Genomic DNA, 16,089 nt, shown 5'->3' with positions numbered 1-16,089 from the left:
TCACTATATCCAATCAACGCGATGGACCGGAACCTCTTCTCTCTCACTGCTTGCGCCCTGCTTTCTTCAGTCGCGGTTTCGTTGGCGCAACAGACAAGCACGGAACCTCCGGGTCCAGCATGGTGGGGACAGTCGGGAGTCAAGAATCACGCGGGTTCCGTCAACAGCTTCTCACCGGTTCGCGTCGGTCAGGCGAAGCACATGGCCTACCGGGCGATGCTGGAGTTGAACCAGGCACTGGCGGCCTTCGATCTTCCCGGAGGCGGGGCGGGCGAAGAGATCCAGCAAATGGTCAACAGTTGGAGAATTGATCCCGGCAATGCGCAATCGGGTTGGAAGACGCACGATGTGAATCAAGTTCTCAATCAAGGACAGCTCAAAGCGATCACCAAACCTTTTTATGATCGACTCGCCGCTTTGGGGCTGTGGCCGCGGGGCGTGGATCTGGTTGATGCCTATTCAACGGTGCCCGCCGGCACTCCGCTGCCTCACATTAGCGGAACAAAGCGGGTGGAGATCAAGGTCGCGCCTCCCCTTGTCCCTGCTGAATGGGCGCATACGCCAAGGTATCCGTGGAAGTTTTGGGTTCCTTCCGTTTTCTGGGCGGCGCACGAACGCGACACGCTGGGATTGCAGCCGGCCAATCTGGGGCAACTTAAACACTGCTTCAACTTCGACTGCACCTCATTGCTCATTGCCAGGGGGTTTCTTTTCAACGGTCAGCCCGTGGACTCCGATGGTGACAGCCTGTCAAACCTTGCCGAGATTTTGGGGGGAGGAAACCCCAACCTGGCGGGGGATGTGGATGTTTACCTTGCTGAGCGACTTAGGCAGGATGGGGTAACCGCACCTATGGTGAAAGGTTCACGTCAGCTCTCCAATGAGTCGGCTGCGCGTTTGTTGTCACAGGCATCATGGGGGCCCACTTGGGAAACGATTGCTGAAGTAAAGTCACTGGGGATTGAAGGGTGGATCAATAAACAGCTCTACAACGATCCGTTTCGCACGCCCGGACAGTTGGTCAACATTCCGTGGCTGGACGGGGTGGGGACCGGACTTACCTGGCAGAATCTCTGGTATCCCAACTGGCCGGCCGGGGGCAGTGCGACGGCCAACCGGTTGCATGGTGGCAACGGGTATGCGGGCCTTGCTTCTCTTTGGGCGGGTGCGGGGGAACGCGGACCTTATGCCGATGCGGCCTTTCCAAAGCGAGGCATTGAACCGTATGTGTTCTACCTTCAGTGGCGCAAGATGGTCAAGGACCAGCCGCTCTGGATCAATCGTCTGCACCCAACCGTGGCGGGGGCGACGGATGCGCCGCTTCCCTTTCCTTACATTCTGGGGCCAGTTTATGCCAACGCCATGACAACGGAAGAAGCAATTCCGTCCGGCAACATGGACGATGCATGGCTTCGACGTGCGCTATATGACTCCGACCAATTGCGCCAGCGGGTTGCCTGGGCTTTCAGTCAGATCCTGGTCACCTCAAACCTGAATGGATTTGCCGCAGGCAAGCAGGTGGGGGTTCCATCGTTGGCGAACTATTACGACATGCTCACCGAGAAGTCTTTTGGCAACTTCACGGACCTGCTGACCTCAGTGACTTTCCATCCCATGATGGGGGTCTGGCTCACTTACCATTGGAACGGGGGGGCGGTCGATGTCAATGACACCAGCACGTTCCCTGATGGAAACTATGCGCGGGAGGTGATGCAGCTTTTCACCATGGGTTTGTATGAGCTGAACATGGATGGAACGCCCAAGCTGGATCAGGACGGCCTGCGCATCCCCACTTACACCCAGGATGACATCCTCGGATTGTCCAGGGTGTTTACCGGCATGATTCCGCCGGGTCAGTATCACTTTGCCACCCTGCCATTCCGGGTGTTTACGAATCAGCAGAATTTCGCCCTGCATGACCGGAGGAGCAAAACGTTCCTGGGGCTGACTTTCCCCGCCAACCCTGCCCCGACCGAGGCGCAAGCTCAGCGGGAAGTGGTGGAGGCGATCCGACACCTGACGCAGCGTCCCTCGGTGGCGCCTTTCATGAGCCGGCAATTGATCCAGCATCTGGTTTCCTCGAACCCGAGTTCCGCCTATGTGAGGCGGGTGGCGCAGGTTTTTGCCAGCAACAAGGATGCGTCCGACCAGTTAGCCAAGGTCGTCAAAGCGATCCTGATGGATCCTGAGGCACGACATGCGGGAGTTTGTCTTGCGAGCACCACCACGGGACGTTTGAAGGATCCCATGCAGCGGCTGCTGGGTTTGATGCGTGCCTTCAATGCAGGGCTCGATTACAGCGGAGGGCGTTACGACTTGCGCAATCCCAATCAAAACCCTCTCGATGGACCCAACTGGGGCGCTTGGAGCCATTGGAACACGGACGGGGACATCTCGGCCCCCATCCATGATTTTCAGCAGATGCCATTCATGGCACCTTCGGTCTTCAGCTTTTTCCGTCCGGGGTTTTCGCCTGCTGGGGAGATTTCCAATGCCCGGCTGAGAGCCCCGGAGTTTCAATTGCTGACCCCGGCAGCCTTGACCAGCTCGATCGGACGCGTGTGGACGGATACCGACAGCTCTTCCCACATGCTGCAAGATTACGTTTTGCCCGCTGGGTTCAGTTCGCACATCTATCACTCCGCGACGGTTGCCGTGCGCAATCACTTGTTTAGCGGAGGGCTTCCACTGACCACTGATCCCAACCTGGACTTACGTGGCAAGGCCTTGCGACTTAACTTCGCAGGTCGGCCCGCTGCGCCCGGTTCACCGGCCATTGCAGGCACGGCTTTGTCGCCCGCGCCGAGCGGGAACAACCCTCCAAGTGCCAGCAGTGTGGAAGCCTTCCTCACCAAGCTCAACACCCTGCTGTGCAATGGACGCATGTCGCCAAAAACCCGCGCCAGTCTAAAAAGCATCCTCACCTCCCCTGCCGACCCACGCCTCATGTCGGCCAATGATCCTCATCGATGGGAGCGACTGGCGGTGCAACTGCTGTGGCCCACGCGTGAAGCCGCCATCCTCAAGTAAACAAACCCATTAACCTCAACCCTTGCATCGCCTCAGATCACCAAGCGCATGAACCGCAGAGATTTCCTTCGTCGCAGTGCCGTATGGGGAGGCTGTCGTCTTCCAGTGGCTTCATGGCTATCGCTGAATGCTCTGGCGCAGCAGGCGGCGCAGGCTTCCGCTCCAGCCTCTGGATACCGCGCCCTCGTTTGTGTGATGCTGGCAGGAGGGAACGATTCTTTCAACATGCTGGTGCCGCGGCGAAGTGGTCAGCATGCGGCGGGCAACTGGACCGGTCCGGTCGAAGCCGAATGGCAAAAATACCTGGCCATTCGCGGTTCGGTGAGCCTGCCGAACATTTTTCAATCCGCACTGCCCCTCTATCAGGCCAACGGACAGAGCCTTCAAAGTCAGGCGCTTCATGGAAGCATGCCGCGTCTGCAAGCCATCTTCAACAACCGGACCAGTGCGGCGGCTCCCGGCGTGTTGCCGTCTGGTCGGCATGCCGCCTTTGTCAGCAATGTGGGCACACTGGTTGAGCCGATCACCGCTGCGGAAGCGCGGCAGCGTTCCAAGTTACTACCACTTTACCTCCAGTCGCACGTGGATCAGTTCGACCAGTGGCAAACTTGCTTTCCGCAGGGCCACGGAACGACCGGCTGGGCGGGCAGGATGATGGACCAGCTTCATGCCAGTCCTGGGAGTGGATCCGAATACGCACTCGTTTCGATGGATGGATACAACCTCGCGCTTGTCGGAAAGAATGTCGCTCCATTTGTTGAAGGGGCGGCCAACCGGCGCCTGCATAGCATGGTGGGGGGCGGGTTTAGCGCCCGGCGCGACAGGCTGATGTCGATCCTCAATGACGACGTGAACGATCCCAGCATCAATATTCTGGATCGTGCCTATTCGAAAATGGTCCGTGATGGACTGCAGTTGCAGCGCGATTATGCCGATATAGTTTCGCCGGGAGTTCCTGCTCCTGCGGACATTCTTGGTGCCAGTAATGGCCACCAGTGGGTCGAAAAAATGCGCAATCTGGCCAAGGTCATCAACGCCTGTCGCGCCGCGAGTGCCAGTGCTGGCAAAGAGAAAATGAGACGTCAGGTTTTCTTTCTGACCCTCGGTGGCTGGGATCATCATGATGACTTGAAATCCTCTCATTCAGGCATGTTGAGCCTGCTGGATGGGGCGCTGGCGGAGTTCTATATGCAGATGAAGGCCATCGGAGCATTGAATGATGTCACCCTGTTTACAGCGTCTGACTTTGGTCGTGCTCTGAAACCCAATGGAGGAGGCGACCGGGCCGGCACGGATCACGCATGGGGAGGAAATCAGATCGTTCTTGGAGGTGCGGTGAACGGTGGCACGATCTATGGATCTTACCCCAGCTTGAAACTCATGAGCGAGGGGATCAACGACCCGACGAATCTGGACATTCAGGGGAACGGGGTTTTCCTTCCGACCACGTCGGTTGATCAATACATTCAGAGATTGGGAAGCTGGCTGCTGCATGGAACCAGCGGGGCCATCGACTGGCCCGGCATTCTTCCCAACTGGCCGCAATGGAGTGGCTCTCAATACCAAAGCGGCACTCCTTTGGCGGGTATGATGAGCGCCTGATGATTGACTCTTTGAGTCAGTCGGCGTGAATTTCGGTGGTGATGCTGCGGCGTTTTTCGGGAACGGGGGCGGCGATGATGCCGAGCTGGGTTTCTTCGCGGAGACGAAGCTGGCCGCATGCGGCGGCGATGTCGTGTCCTTTTTCACGGCGCAGGGTGACGACGACATCGTGTGAGGCAACGATGTCGCGGAAGCGGTCTTGCTGGGGGACGTCGGGGCGTTCCCATTGGAGGCCGTCGACGGTATTGTAGGGGATGAGGTTAACCTTGGCGTCGATGTTGCGGGCGCGATGGGCGAGGAGTCTGGCTTGTTCGTCGCTGTCGTTGATGTCCTTGATAAGGATGAACTCAAAGGTGATGCGCTGTTTTTTGTGTTGTCGCCAGAAGTGCAGGGCTTCGAAGAGTTCGTCGAGCGGGTGTTTGCGATTCACCGGCATGATCTGGTTGCGCACTTCGTCGCTGGCACCATGGAGGGAGATGGCGAGTCGGACTTGAAGGGGGAACTCGGCGAGTTTTTTGATTTGAGGGGCGAGGCCGCTGGTGCTGACGGTGATGTGGCGGGCGCCGATGTTGACGCCCCACTGGGCGTTGAGGGCGGTGATTGCGCGGGTGACGTTGTTGTAGTTCGCCAAGGGTTCGCCCATGCCCATGAAGACGAGATTGTCGATGCGTTCCCCGGCGTGTTTTTCGACCTGGACAATCTGTTCAACGATCTCACTGGCGGTGAGATTGCGGGTGAAGCCGGCGAGGCCACTGGCGCAGAATTTGCAATCGTAAGCACAGCCGACCTGGGAGGAGACGCAGAGGGTGCGGCGGTTGGAACGTTCGCCGGCGAAAGAAACGGAGGCGGGGATGAGGACAGTTTCAACGAAACGTCCATCGTGAAGTTTAAAGAGGTATTTGCGGGTGGTGTCGGCGGAGCCTTCGACGCGGGCGAGAGTTAGCGTGCGGAGCGTGTGATGCTCATTCAAATAGGCGAGCAGGGGTTTGGAAAGGTTGGTCATTTCATCGAAGGTCTCAACGCGTTTGCGATGGATCCATTCGATGAGCTGTTTGGCTCGGTAGGACTTTTCGCCAGCCTGGGCGACGACGCTGATAAGTTCCTCCGGCGTGTGAGCAAGAAGAGAAGTGGAAATGGGGACGGCGTCGGACATGAGTGTGGGCGGCAACAACCTACCCGAGTTTGCGCCCGTTTACAAGAACGGCCTCGTGGATCACACGCGGCCGACGGGGAAGATAAAGGTAAGTTAGTCTTTTTTGGATCGGGCGGCTGCACCGCCGCGCTGCTTGTCACTTGAGGAACTACGGGATGAAACGGCTCTCAGGCGACCGTGACTGCTGCTGCTGGACTGGGGTTTCTGAACGGATGAACGGCTGCGGCTGGAAGAGGAGGATGAAGAAGAACGCTTGCGGTCGTCACCGCTGCTGCGGCTGCTGGATGAGACGGAACGTCTGCGGTCGTCATCGTTGCTGCGACTGCGACTGCTGCTGGACGCGGAGGAACTGCGGCGGCGATCGTCATCTCGGCTGCGGCTGCTGCTGGAGGAGGAATAGCTGCGACGGCGGTCCTTGTCATGATCATGACCATCATGGCGGTCGTGGTCGCGGTATCGGCTGGATCCGCCGCTGTGGCTGTGGTGGCGGTGGTCGCTGTAACGGCGATGATGGGAATGCCCACGGCTGTAGTAGCGACCGGAGTAGTAGTAGGGGTGGGACGATGAGTAGTAACCGTAGGACGGACCGGTGTAATATCCGCCGTAACCGCCGCCGCCGTAGACGGTGGTGCTGGTGTAGGCTCCATCATCATAATAGCCGTCGTCATAATAGCCGTAGCCATCGGTGATGACGCATGAGGGAAGCGCCACGGCGAAGAGGAGGGCGAGGGCGAAAAGGGAAAGCGATTTCATGATTGGAGATTGGACGGAGAAAGTGGCACGGGCATTCAATAATGTTTGGAATCCGTAGCAGCGGGTGCGTGCTGCAATGACTGATTCGTTTTGAGCGGGGGTATGGATGTGATGCTTTTCCCGAGCCCACGGGGCATAAAAAAAAGCGGTCCTTGAAAACACGACGTGAGCCGCATCATCAAGGACTGCTTGTTTTGTGGTCGGCAATCGGAATTGCCGGTGGCCGTCTTATTTTTTCTTGGCTGCTTTTTTGGCAGGAGCCTTTTTAGCTGGAGCGGCTGCTTTTTTGGCGGGAGCTGCTGCTTTTTTCGCAGGAGCCGCTACTTTTTTGGCAGGGGCTTTTTTAGCGGGAGCTGCTGCTTTTTTGGCAGGAGCTTTTTTGGCCGGGGCTGCTGCTTTTTTGGCAGGAGCTTTTTTAGCGGGAGCTGCTGCTTTTTTGGCAGGAGCCTTAACGGCGACTTTCTTTGCTGCTTTTTTAGCCATGGTCTCTGTTTCCTTTCGTTTGATCGTTGATGTTGTTTTATTGGTTACTGAAGCTGCATGATTAACATGAGCCGCACCAACTCACAACAAAAAAACTTCGCGTATGCGGGTGGTGATGAAGATGATGATGTGATGAAGACTTTGAAGCGATGATCAGGGTGATGGCCAAGCAAGTTTCAATCCATCATATGCGATGCGCACATCATGAGGAAGCAAGGCTTCGGCGCGTGCATGAAGGATCTCGCATTGCAGATGAGTGAACCAGGTGATGCGTGGTTTCACGGCTTCGCGGAACGCGAGCGCTTCAGGAAAATTCATGTGGGTGGGATGAGGCGTGTTGCGCAATGCATCGATGATGAGCGTGTCGACTCCCTCCATGAGTTCAAGCGTGCCGGGCAGTGGTTCCTTCATGTCACTGAGGTAGGCGCAGAGCTTGCGTCCATGACGTGTGAAGAGGTAGCCGAAGGTTTCAACTTTGCCATGTTTGACGGGCAATGGAGTGACGTGGGTGTCGCCAATGTTGAAGGGTCCGTCAATGGGCATGGGCTGGGGTTTGAGGTATCCGCGATAACGGTTCTGGCCATTGAAGGCGTGTTCATACATGCGTTGCAGGGCGGCGAGGCAGGAGGGTGCGGCATGGATGGGAAGGAAGGCGTCTTCTTCAATGCAGAAGCGGCGCAGGTCATCGAAGCCGGTGACGTGGTCCATGTGCGGATGGGTGTAGAGGGCGGCATCGACACGGCGAATTCTTTCGCGAAGGCATTGCATGCGGAAGTCAGGTCCGGTGTCGACGACCCATGAGGCTTCAGGTGTGGAAAGATAGACGGAGGAGCGCAGGCGTTGGTCGCGTGGATCAGTGGAGGTGCAGGTGGCGCAGTCGCAACCGATCATCGGAATGCCAACCGAGGTGCCGGTGCCGAGAAAGGTAAGGGTCATATTGAAAGGATAAGGGATAAAGGCGAAAGGCTAAAGGATGAGGGATGAGGGATGAGGGATGAAGGATGAAGGATGAAGGATGAAGGATGAAGGATGAAGGATGAAGGATGAAGGATGAAGGATGAAGGATGAAGGATGAAGGGAAAAGGTTATGGAAGCATGGAAGCGTGCCAAGGGGAAGGGGCGGGAAGTTTTTTGTAGGGATGCACATTTTGCTGGCGCATGGATGAACTTGATCTTCTTTGGGGACACATGAATCCTGACGAGAGGCTGCAACGCATTGTGGAGGAGCAGCGTGATTTGCGCGCTCGATTGTCGCAACTCGAACATGAGATCGGTGAGGTTCGACTGGCGTTGAATGAGAGGGAGGTGAAGGCGGAGGTGGTTGCACCGATTCCCGTGTCGACACCGGTTGAAGTGAAGGTGCCATCCATGCCGCCGCCTTTGCCGGTGACGCCGGTGGTGAAGATGTTCGATCCTGTGATGGAGTTGCTGAAGACAAATGACGAGGCGGAGCGGAAAGTGTTGCCGCCGAAGTTTGCATCGGCGCCTGTTTCGAAGACGACGATGGCGCTGCCTCCAGCCCAAGCGGTGGCGGCGAAGGTGGCTTCGGGTGATTTTGAAATGCGGCTTGGCAAGGTTTGGTTTGTGCGGATTGGGGTGGTGGCGATTTTAACGGGGCTGGCATTGGGAAGTGTGTATGCGTATCAAAATTTTGTGCGCGAGATGCCGGTGATCTTGAAGGTGCTGGCGCTGTATGGGTTGTCAGGATTGATGGCTGGCGTGGGGATGTGGCTGGAGAAGTCACAGGAGTCGTTGAAGACATTTGGGCGGGTGGTTGCAGCAGGTGGTTTGGCGGCGGTGTTTTATACAACTTACGCGATGCATCATGTGGAGCGCTTGCGGGTGATCGAGAGTCCGGTGCTGGCGGGGGTGGCGTTGTTGCTGTGTGCGTTTGGGATCTTCTTTTATGCGGATCGGCGCAAGGATCAAAGCGTGGCGGCGATGTCGCTGGTGCTGGGTTATTATGGAACATCGATCAATGCGATTGGTTGGTTCAGTTTGTTTTCGAATTTGTTGCTGACGCTTGGGGGCTTGTGGTTGTTGTGGCGTCACGGATGGGTGTCCTTGGGGGCGTTGAGTCTGGTGGGTTCCTATGGCGGGTTTGCCTTCTGGCAATATGTAATGCCTTTGCTCACGACGGGTGAACTGGCACCGATGCCTTACTGGGCGGGGCAGGGATTTTTGATGAGTTGCTGGGTGATGTTTACGGCGGGATTTTTGTTGCCGCGGGAGGAGGCGATGCGCATGGTGTTGAGGGGAACGTTGACGGCGCTGAACAACTCGGCCTTTGCGGCGTTGTTTGTGGTGGCGTTGCTGGCGAAGACGCCAATGGAGCAACAGAGTGATGCGTTTGCGGTGTTTTCATTCGTGTGGGGTGCGGTGTTGCTCGGACTGTGCTGGTGGTCGGAGGTGCGGCATGGGGAGAAGGGGCGACCGCTGGGCGAGATGTTCCTGGCGTTTGCGCTGGTGCAGATCTCCTTGGGGGTGGCGGTAAAGGTAAGCGGATACAACCTTGCCACAGTGTTTGCTTTTCAAACGGCAGTGTTGGCGTGGTTGGGCAATCGGCAGGATCGCATCGTGGCAAAAATCGGCGCGGGCATTGCCGCAGGGCTGGTGCTGGTTTTGCCGTTCCATGTGGATGCGAGTGGCAATCCAATTCAGCCGACGCTGGCGCTTGGTGGGCAACTGGCGGTGATATTGCAGGCCGCGTTGTTGCTGCTGGCAGGTTGGTTCGTGCGGGGGGATGAAAGCGAGGGTAAGTCGAAGACCAATGGGTTGAGTGTTTGGATATGTCTGGTGGCGTTGATGATTGTCACCGGGAAGCTTTTCACACCGATCGTGGACTGGCGGGGTTATGCTTTCATGTTTGGAGTGGCAGCGGTGTTTCTGGTGGGAGGCGACCGGCGTTTGCTGGGCTTTGGCGAGATGCGGAAAGTGGGAACGATTGGCGCGTTGTTGGGGGCCATCTTGGTGGTGGAGCGAGCGGTCGGGAGTGATCGGGTGGACGACTGGACGTTCACGCCGATGACGGTGACTTTTCTGAGTTTGATGATGCTGGTGCTGGCGTGGCTGAGTCGGCGTGATTTGTGGATGCGGGTGACGTTGCTGGGCAAGCTGGAGATGGTTTCGCTGGAGGTGTTGCTGCTGGGCGCGGCGGCGTGGGTGAGCTGGGCCTCGGTGGTGGTGTTGCCGCTGGATCGGTGGTGGGAGGGTGCAGCCTTGTTGTTGTTGAGCGGTGTGTTGTATGGATTGGGATGGTCGAGGCAGGTTGGGTTGAGAGAATTGATGCTGGTGTCGCGGGTGGCGGCGTTGGCTTCTGCTTTGCTAATCTGTGTGAATGCGGTGCTGAGCGATGGCGAGGTATTGGATCAGTGGCAGGTAGTGGGAGTGGTGGCGAGTTCGTTGTTGTTGATCGCAGCAGCGTGGCTGGCGCGTCATCGTCCTTCGTTTCAGTGGGATCCGATTGAGGGCGGTCTGGATTGGGTGCCGCTGGTGCATTCGATTGCGGCGGTGTTGAGTTTTGTGGTGACGGTATTCTGGCCGTTTGAATCAGTGTGGCAGCCGGCGGGGTGGGTGGTGTTTTGTGCGTTGTTGATGGCGCTGTCGAAGTTGTCGAAGGTGAATCTTCCGGAGCTTGGACTGGTGTCGGGATTTTGTGCATTGGCCGTGACATGGTATCAGGTGACGGAGCTTGGCGGACCGCAGCATCGGGAGGCGGGACTGTGGTTGATGCTGGCTTTGGGGTTGTTGATGCTGGCAGCGGCGATGCCCGCGAAGCGATGGGTGGAAGGGGAGCTTTGGTTGTCGGTGTTGCGTTGGATGGCCGGGTTGCAAACCGTGGCGGCGTTCCTGCACTGGTGGTGGATTTATGAGCCGGAGTTTTTTCCGCTGGCGACGGTGGGGGCGGGATTGTTGCTGGCCATGCTGACGCGGTGGAAGGACTCGCGCGTGGCGGCAGGGTTCGCTTGGTTGTTGTTAGGGTTGGGCCTGTTGAGCTTACTGGCCGGGTTGTTTACGGCGGATTTCCTTTGGTTTTTCTCGCCATCCATCAGACCGCAAGGGTGGGGATGGATGGTGCCGGTGCTGGCGATGGTGGCAGAGTGGTTGCTGCGCGGAAGCAAGGTCTATGAGGAGTCGGTGTGCAAAGGCTGGTGCAATGCGGTGGCATTAACATCGGTGTTTGCTTTGTGGAGCTTCCTGACCTTCCATCTGTTTGCGGAAGGGGAGTTTCGCACCATCAGTTGGGCGGCGATGGCACTTGTTGTTTTTGTTGCAGGGATTGGGTTGGGTCATCCCATTTACCGACGCTGTGGTTTGGCCGTGCTGGCGATGGCGCTTGGTCGAGTGGTCGTTTATGACGTCTGGCAACTCGGCACGGCGGCTAGGTTTGCAAGCTTCCTGGCAATTGGTGGCGTGCTGGTGCTGGTGGGGTTTTTCTACAACCGCTTCGAGGATTTTATTCGGAAGTATTTGTAGGTGGGGTGGGGGAACGACACGCACGCGTGGAGTCCCTCGGGATGATCGGACGGATTAGGCGGATCTGACGGATCTTAACCCGGGCGATTGGGGAGCTCGATGAGCATCTGGGAATTGTTGGGGCTGCGCTCAAGGAGGGTGATGACGCGTTGGACGGCGTCGATCGGTTTGTGTCCGGCGAGGCCGCGGCGCAGGAGATGGATTTTCTCCATCTGGAAGGCAGGCAACAACAATTCTTCCCGACGGGTGCCGGATTTGAAGATGTTGACGGCGGGATAGATGTATTGCTCGGCGATTTTGCGATCAAGCACGAGTTCGAGGTTGCCGGTGCCTTTGAATTCCTGGAAGATGAGTTCGTCCATGCGGCTGTTGGTTTCAATCAGCGTGGTGGCGAGGATGGTCAATGAGCCGGCATCGCGGGTGTTGCGCGCGGCGGCGAACAGGCGACGGGGAAGTTCGAGGGCGCCGACGCCGACACCACCGCTCATGGTGGCACCGCCTTTGTGGGCGTTGTTGAAGGCGCGTCCCATGCGGGTGATGGAGTCGAGCAACATGAAGACGTGCTGGCCGGCTTCGACGAGACGCTTGGCGCGTTCGATGGCGAAGGAGGCGGTGCGCATATGGTTCTTCACATCGCTGTCGTTGGAGCTGGAATGGATCTCGGCGTTGGGGAGGGTGCGACGGAATTCGGTGACTTCTTCGGGACGTTCGTCGACGAGGAGAATCATCAAATGGAGATCGGGATGTTTCTCGGTGACGGCTTCGGCGATGTGCTGAAGAAGGGTGGTTTTGCCGGCGCGTGGCGGGGCGACGATGAGTCCGCGTTGACCACGTCCGACGGGGGTGACGAGGTCCATCAAGCGCGTGGTGAGACGGTCGGGACGGGTCTCGAGCTGGATGCGCTTGTTGGGGTTGATGGCTTTGAGTTCTTCAAAGAGCGGCAGGTCGCGGACTTTCTCGGGGTCCATGCCGTTGACTTCGGTAATGGAGGTGATTTGGGGGCCGCGATGGCCTTCCTGTTGCACGCCTTTGATGAACATGCCTTCACGGAGTCCGAGTGTGCGGATCCATTCGGGGGAAACCCAGGGGTCTTGATTGAAGGCGGTGAACTGGCGGCTTTTCTGACGCAGATAACCGTAGCCTTTTGGGGTCAATTCGAGAAGACCTTCGCTTGCTTCGGGTGGGCCGAGCGGGCGGTCAGGTGGCGGCGCGGTTTGCTGGCCGCCTTCGCCTTGAGGGCCGCTGCGGTCACGGTCGCGGTCACGATCCCGATCCCGATCACGGTCGCGCGGTTGTTCGTTGCCACGGTCGTTGCGGTCGCGGTCACGGAAACGTCCGCGTTTGTCCCACTTGTTGCGGAAGCGATCATTGCCACGATTGCGAGACTGATCGTTGCTGTTCCCATTGCCACGTGGCTGGTCGCTGAAGTTGCCGCGGTCGCGTGGTGGTGGTTGTTGTTGTTCGTTGCCGGTGCTGACTCCTGTGCCGCCGCCGGTGCCGGTGCTGCGTTGTTGATCGTTGCCACGCTGTTGTTCGCGAGGTTGCTCGCCGCCGTTGGTGCCACGGTCACGATCGCGGTCTCGGAACTGGTCGTTGCCGCTGCCGCTGCGTTCGCGCGGTTGATCGAAGCCGATGCTGCTGCGGTCACGTGGTTGATTGCGATCACGATCACGATCTCTGTCGCGTCCGCGACCCCGGTCACCACCGCGTCCACGATCACGATCACGATCTCTGTCGCGGTCTCCGCGATCGCGGTCACGTGGTTGGGAGTAGTTTTGGGATTGTCCGCCTTGTTGATCGGCACCTGCATGAGATGGAGCAGGGGCAGGAGCGGGAGCAGAAACAGGAGCGGAGGCTGCGGATGGCGCGGGTTCGGGAGGACGTGGGGCCGGGGCGACGTTGGCGTTGGAAGATTCGTGAACGGGTGGTGCCTCAGACCGGGCGCTTGAACTTGATGGTTCGGGCGAAGTCTCGGCGGCTCTTGCGGGCTTGGATGAGGGTTCCTTTGTCGTTGCTGTCTCGCAAGCGGAGGCGGCCGTTTTGCGGGCGCGGGTGGCTTTTTTCGCGGGAGCTGGAGACGGTGCCTTCTCTTTTACGACGATGGGAAGTTCGGCAGCAGGGGCTTTTTCAGCGGGGGCCTTGGTGGCAGCGGCTTTCTTAGCGGTGGTCTTCTTGGCGGTGGCCTTTTTCGCGACGCGTTTTTTAGGGGCGGCAGTGTTGCGGGCTTCTTCGGGGGCTGGCGGGAAGAGGTCGCTTGCGGGAGCTTTGGCTGCCAGTAGGGTGGATTCGGTCATGATGATGAAAATTGGGGAAGGGGTTGTTGGATGCCCTTGCTTGCTTAGTTAGTTAGCTAGTTGAGCTGGTCGGCAATGGCGTCGTCGATATCGAAGTTGGCGTGGACGTGTTGGGTGTCGTCGTAGTCGTCGAGAGTGTCGTGCAGTTTAAGCAGGGCTTTGGCGGTGTCGGGTTCGGTCAGCGTGACCGTGGTGGACGGGTGATAGATGAGCTGGGTGGAGCTGGCAGTGATGTTTTTGGCCTGGAGGGCGCTGCTGACGGCGAAAAGTTGATCCCATGGGGTGCGGATGACCCATTCGTCGTCGCCATCAATGACGTCGTCGCCGCCGGTTTCGAGGGCGAGCTCCATGGCGTCATCTTCCTGGAGGTTGGCTTTGGGGAAACGGATTTCGCCAAGGCGTTGGAACATGTAGGCGACGCTGCCGGTGTCGGCGATGGTGCCGCCGTTTTTGCCCATGATGACGCGGATGTCGTTGATGGCGCGGTTGCGGTTGTCAGTGACGACTTCGATGAGCATGGCGACGCCGCCGGGGCCGTAGCCTTCATAGACCAGTTCTTCAAGAGTGGAGCCTTCGAGTTCACCTGCGCCTTTTTTGATGGCGCGTTCGATGTTGTCGTTGGGCATGTTTTGAGCGCGGGCATTAAGGATGGCGGTGCGCAGGCGGGCATTGAGTTCGGGGTTGGACCCTCCCAGCTTGGAGGCGAGGGTGAGTTCTTTGCTGAATTTGCTGAAGGCTTTGCCGCGTTTGGCGTCGACGACGGCCTTGATGTGTTTGACCTTCGACCATTTGTTGTGGCCTGCCATGGATGATGAGGGGTGTGCGTGGTTGGAGGATGCGTGAAATGAAGAGTCGAGAGTCGCGCCGGGACGCGGAGGAAGGGAAAGAGCGGGGGAACGAACAAACGAACGAGCGTGTGAAAAAAGTCTGGCTTCCTACGGGAGGCACCTTCTCTCTAAAGCCCGTGCCACGCAGTATTTATGGGTGGCGACTTAAGGAAGGAGCGAACCGTTGCACGGAAGGCAACGTTGATCACTGATGGGGCTTGCGAGCCCGACAACAAGTGAAGATTGGATGAAATCGGTGAGTCGTGCAAGGGGTTTTTGCGAATGGAAGGCGCGAAGCGGCATCGGGGGTTGGATTTTTTGAAGGAATGAGGGATGGTCCGCGATGGGAGTGACTTGGAAAATTCGTGGTCGGATGTTTGATTTGAGCCGTCGCGGCATGATCATGGGCATCTTGAATGTGACGCCGGATTCGTTTTCTGATGGCGGGGCTTATGTGAATGTGGAGCGCGCGATTGAGCATGGGTTGATGATGGTGGCGGAAGGGGCGGACATGCTGGATGTGGGTGGGGAGTCGACCCGGCCGGGTGCGGCGGCGGTGGATGTGGACGAGGAACTGGCCAGGGTGATTCCGGTGATCGAGGGGCTGAGAGCGAGGACGGAGGCGTTGATTTCGGTGGATACGATGAAGGGCGCGGTGGCGGCGGCGGCGATCCGGGCGGGGGCGGATGTGGTGAATGATGTGAATGGCTTGCGTGACGCGGCGATGCTGGAGGCGGTGGCGGCCAGTGATGTCGGGGTGGTGGTGATGCACATGCAGGGCGAGCCGCGCACGATGCAGAAGCAGCCTCTTTATGACGATGTGGTGCGGGAGGTTCGGGAATTTTTTGTGGAGCGATTGCGGACGCTGGCCGAGGCGGGGATTGAGTTGGAGCGGGTGGCGCTTGATCCGGGGTTTGGATTTGGCAAGACGTTGGAGCACAATCTGACGTTGTTGCGAGGGTTGGGAGAGGTGCGGGTGGAAGGGCGACCGCTGCCGGTGGGGGTTTCGCGGAAGTCGATGATTGCGACGTTGATCGGTGATCCGGCGATGGAGAAACGCCATTGGCCGACGGTGGCGTTGACGGCGTGGATGCGTGAGGTGGGGGCGGAGATTGCGCGGGTGCATGAGGTGCGGGACAATGTGCAGTCGATGCGCATGGTGGAGGCGGTGATGGGTGCGGGGTGACTTTTGGCGAATGTGCGCGTAGATGTGCGCACATGAGGACAACGATTGAGATACCGGATGCTTTATTCAAGCAGGCGAAGAGTCGTGCTGCGGCGAGTTCGGTGACTTTAAAAGAATTGGTGATTGATGCGTTGCAGTCGAAGCTGTCGGTTGCACCAAGTGCTGAGAAGGTGCGCGTGCGGATTCCGATGGTTCCGAGTGCGAATCCTGGTTCAAACAAGCTGACCGCCGCCCGGATCAAGGAGTTGGAGATGCTGATGGAGGCTGGTGATGTTTCTGCTTGAT

11 protein-coding genes are annotated in these 16,089 nt (G+C 58.2%); 5 read left to right on the top strand and 6 right to left on the bottom strand.

The window, feature by feature from the left end:
- The first annotated feature begins 21 nt into the window (after positions 1 to 21).
- Positions 22 to 3,030 carry a DUF1800 family protein gene (locus FEM03_RS08955; protein ID WP_138085864.1) on the top strand — a complete coding sequence of 1,003 codons (3,009 nt, stop codon included), beginning with the start codon at positions 22 to 24 and terminating at the stop codon, positions 3,028 to 3,030.
- Between the two features lie 48 nt (positions 3,031 to 3,078).
- Entirely contained in the window at positions 3,079 to 4,632 is a 1,554-nt protein-coding gene (locus tag FEM03_RS08950) for a DUF1501 domain-containing protein (RefSeq protein WP_138085863.1), read from the top strand.
- A gap of 16 nt (positions 4,633 to 4,648) precedes the next feature.
- Here the strand turns inward: FEM03_RS08950 and rlmN are convergent, their stop codons facing one another.
- From rlmN to FEM03_RS08930, 4 genes are all read right to left on the bottom strand, one after another.
- Positions 4,649 to 5,785, bottom strand: coding sequence for a dual-specificity RNA methyltransferase RlmN (gene rlmN / locus FEM03_RS08945; protein WP_138085862.1), 1,137 nt, complete (start codon positions 5,783 to 5,785; stop codon positions 4,649 to 4,651).
- Positions 5,786 to 5,878: 93 nt separating this feature from the next.
- Positions 5,879 to 6,538: a hypothetical protein gene (locus FEM03_RS08940; protein ID WP_138085861.1), complete on the bottom strand. Its 660-nt coding sequence runs from the start codon at positions 6,536 to 6,538 to the stop codon at positions 5,879 to 5,881.
- A 228-nt stretch (positions 6,539 to 6,766) separates the two neighbouring features.
- A complete protein-coding gene (locus tag FEM03_RS08935; protein ID WP_206170937.1) occupies positions 6,767 to 7,021 on the bottom strand; it encodes a hypothetical protein in 255 nt (84 codons plus the stop codon).
- Positions 7,022 to 7,174: 153 nt separating this feature from the next.
- The gene (locus FEM03_RS08930) at positions 7,175 to 7,957 is read right to left on the bottom strand and encodes an MBL fold metallo-hydrolase (protein ID WP_138085860.1); all 783 of its coding nucleotides are present in this window, start codon (positions 7,955 to 7,957) and stop codon (positions 7,175 to 7,177) included.
- Between the two features lie 252 nt (positions 7,958 to 8,209).
- Here FEM03_RS08930 and FEM03_RS08925 point away from each other — a divergent pair, with 252 nt between their 5' ends.
- Positions 8,210 to 11,497, top strand: coding sequence for a DUF2339 domain-containing protein (locus FEM03_RS08925; protein ID WP_166442740.1), 3,288 nt, complete (start codon positions 8,210 to 8,212; stop codon positions 11,495 to 11,497).
- A gap of 74 nt (positions 11,498 to 11,571) precedes the next feature.
- Here FEM03_RS08925 and rho read toward each other — a convergent pair whose 3' ends face one another.
- Together rho and FEM03_RS08915 are read right to left on the bottom strand one after the other, a co-directional pair.
- Positions 11,572 to 13,791 (bottom strand): transcription termination factor Rho, encoded by a 2,220-nt coding sequence (gene rho / locus FEM03_RS08920; protein ID WP_206170936.1) that lies wholly within the window; start codon positions 13,789 to 13,791, stop codon positions 11,572 to 11,574.
- 56 nt (positions 13,792 to 13,847) lie between these two features.
- A complete protein-coding gene (locus FEM03_RS08915; protein ID WP_138085858.1) occupies positions 13,848 to 14,597 on the bottom strand; it encodes a YebC/PmpR family DNA-binding transcriptional regulator in 750 nt (249 codons plus the stop codon).
- A gap of 364 nt (positions 14,598 to 14,961) precedes the next feature.
- On the opposite strand from FEM03_RS08915, the gene folP reads away from it, so the two are divergent.
- Complete coding sequence (gene folP, locus FEM03_RS08910; RefSeq protein ID WP_138085857.1) at positions 14,962 to 15,804, top strand: dihydropteroate synthase; 843 nt, start codon at positions 14,962 to 14,964, stop codon at positions 15,802 to 15,804.
- A 32-nt stretch (positions 15,805 to 15,836) separates the two neighbouring features.
- Positions 15,837 to 16,088, top strand: coding sequence for a hypothetical protein (locus tag FEM03_RS08905; RefSeq protein ID WP_138085856.1), 252 nt, complete (start codon positions 15,837 to 15,839; stop codon positions 16,086 to 16,088).
- Position 16,089 lies beyond the last annotated feature (1 nt).

Source organism: Phragmitibacter flavus, assembly GCF_005780165.1.
Lineage (GTDB): Bacteria > Verrucomicrobiota > Verrucomicrobiia > Verrucomicrobiales > Verrucomicrobiaceae > Phragmitibacter > Phragmitibacter flavus.
The sequence above is the reverse complement of the archived record's forward strand: the minus strand, read 5'-3'. Positions and strand labels throughout refer to the sequence as shown.

Bases quoted from the DNA above. Each gene is read 5' to 3' on its own strand.
- FEM03_RS08955 (WP_138085864.1), top strand. From the start codon at position 22: ATGGACCGGAACCTCTTCTCTCTCACTGCTTGCGCCCTGCTTTCTTCA.
- FEM03_RS08950 (WP_138085863.1), top strand. From the start codon at position 3,079: ATGAACCGCAGAGATTTCCTTCGTCGCAGTGCCGTATGGGGAGGCTGT.
- rlmN (WP_138085862.1), bottom strand. From the start codon at position 5,785: ATGTCCGACGCCGTCCCCATTTCCACTTCTCTTCTTGCTCACACGCCG.
- FEM03_RS08940 (WP_138085861.1), bottom strand. From the start codon at position 6,538: ATGAAATCGCTTTCCCTTTTCGCCCTCGCCCTCCTCTTCGCCGTGGCG.
- FEM03_RS08935 (WP_206170937.1), bottom strand. From the start codon at position 7,021: ATGGCTAAAAAAGCAGCAAAGAAAGTCGCCGTTAAGGCTCCTGCCAAA.
- FEM03_RS08930 (WP_138085860.1), bottom strand. From the start codon at position 7,957: ATGACCCTTACCTTTCTCGGCACCGGCACCTCGGTTGGCATTCCGATG.
- FEM03_RS08925 (WP_166442740.1), top strand. From the start codon at position 8,210: ATGAATCCTGACGAGAGGCTGCAACGCATTGTGGAGGAGCAGCGTGAT.
- rho (WP_206170936.1), bottom strand. From the start codon at position 13,791: ATGACCGAATCCACCCTACTGGCAGCCAAAGCTCCCGCAAGCGACCTC.
- FEM03_RS08915 (WP_138085858.1), bottom strand. From the start codon at position 14,597: ATGGCAGGCCACAACAAATGGTCGAAGGTCAAACACATCAAGGCCGTC.
- folP (WP_138085857.1), top strand. From the start codon at position 14,962: ATGGGAGTGACTTGGAAAATTCGTGGTCGGATGTTTGATTTGAGCCGT.
- FEM03_RS08905 (WP_138085856.1), top strand. From the start codon at position 15,837: ATGAGGACAACGATTGAGATACCGGATGCTTTATTCAAGCAGGCGAAG.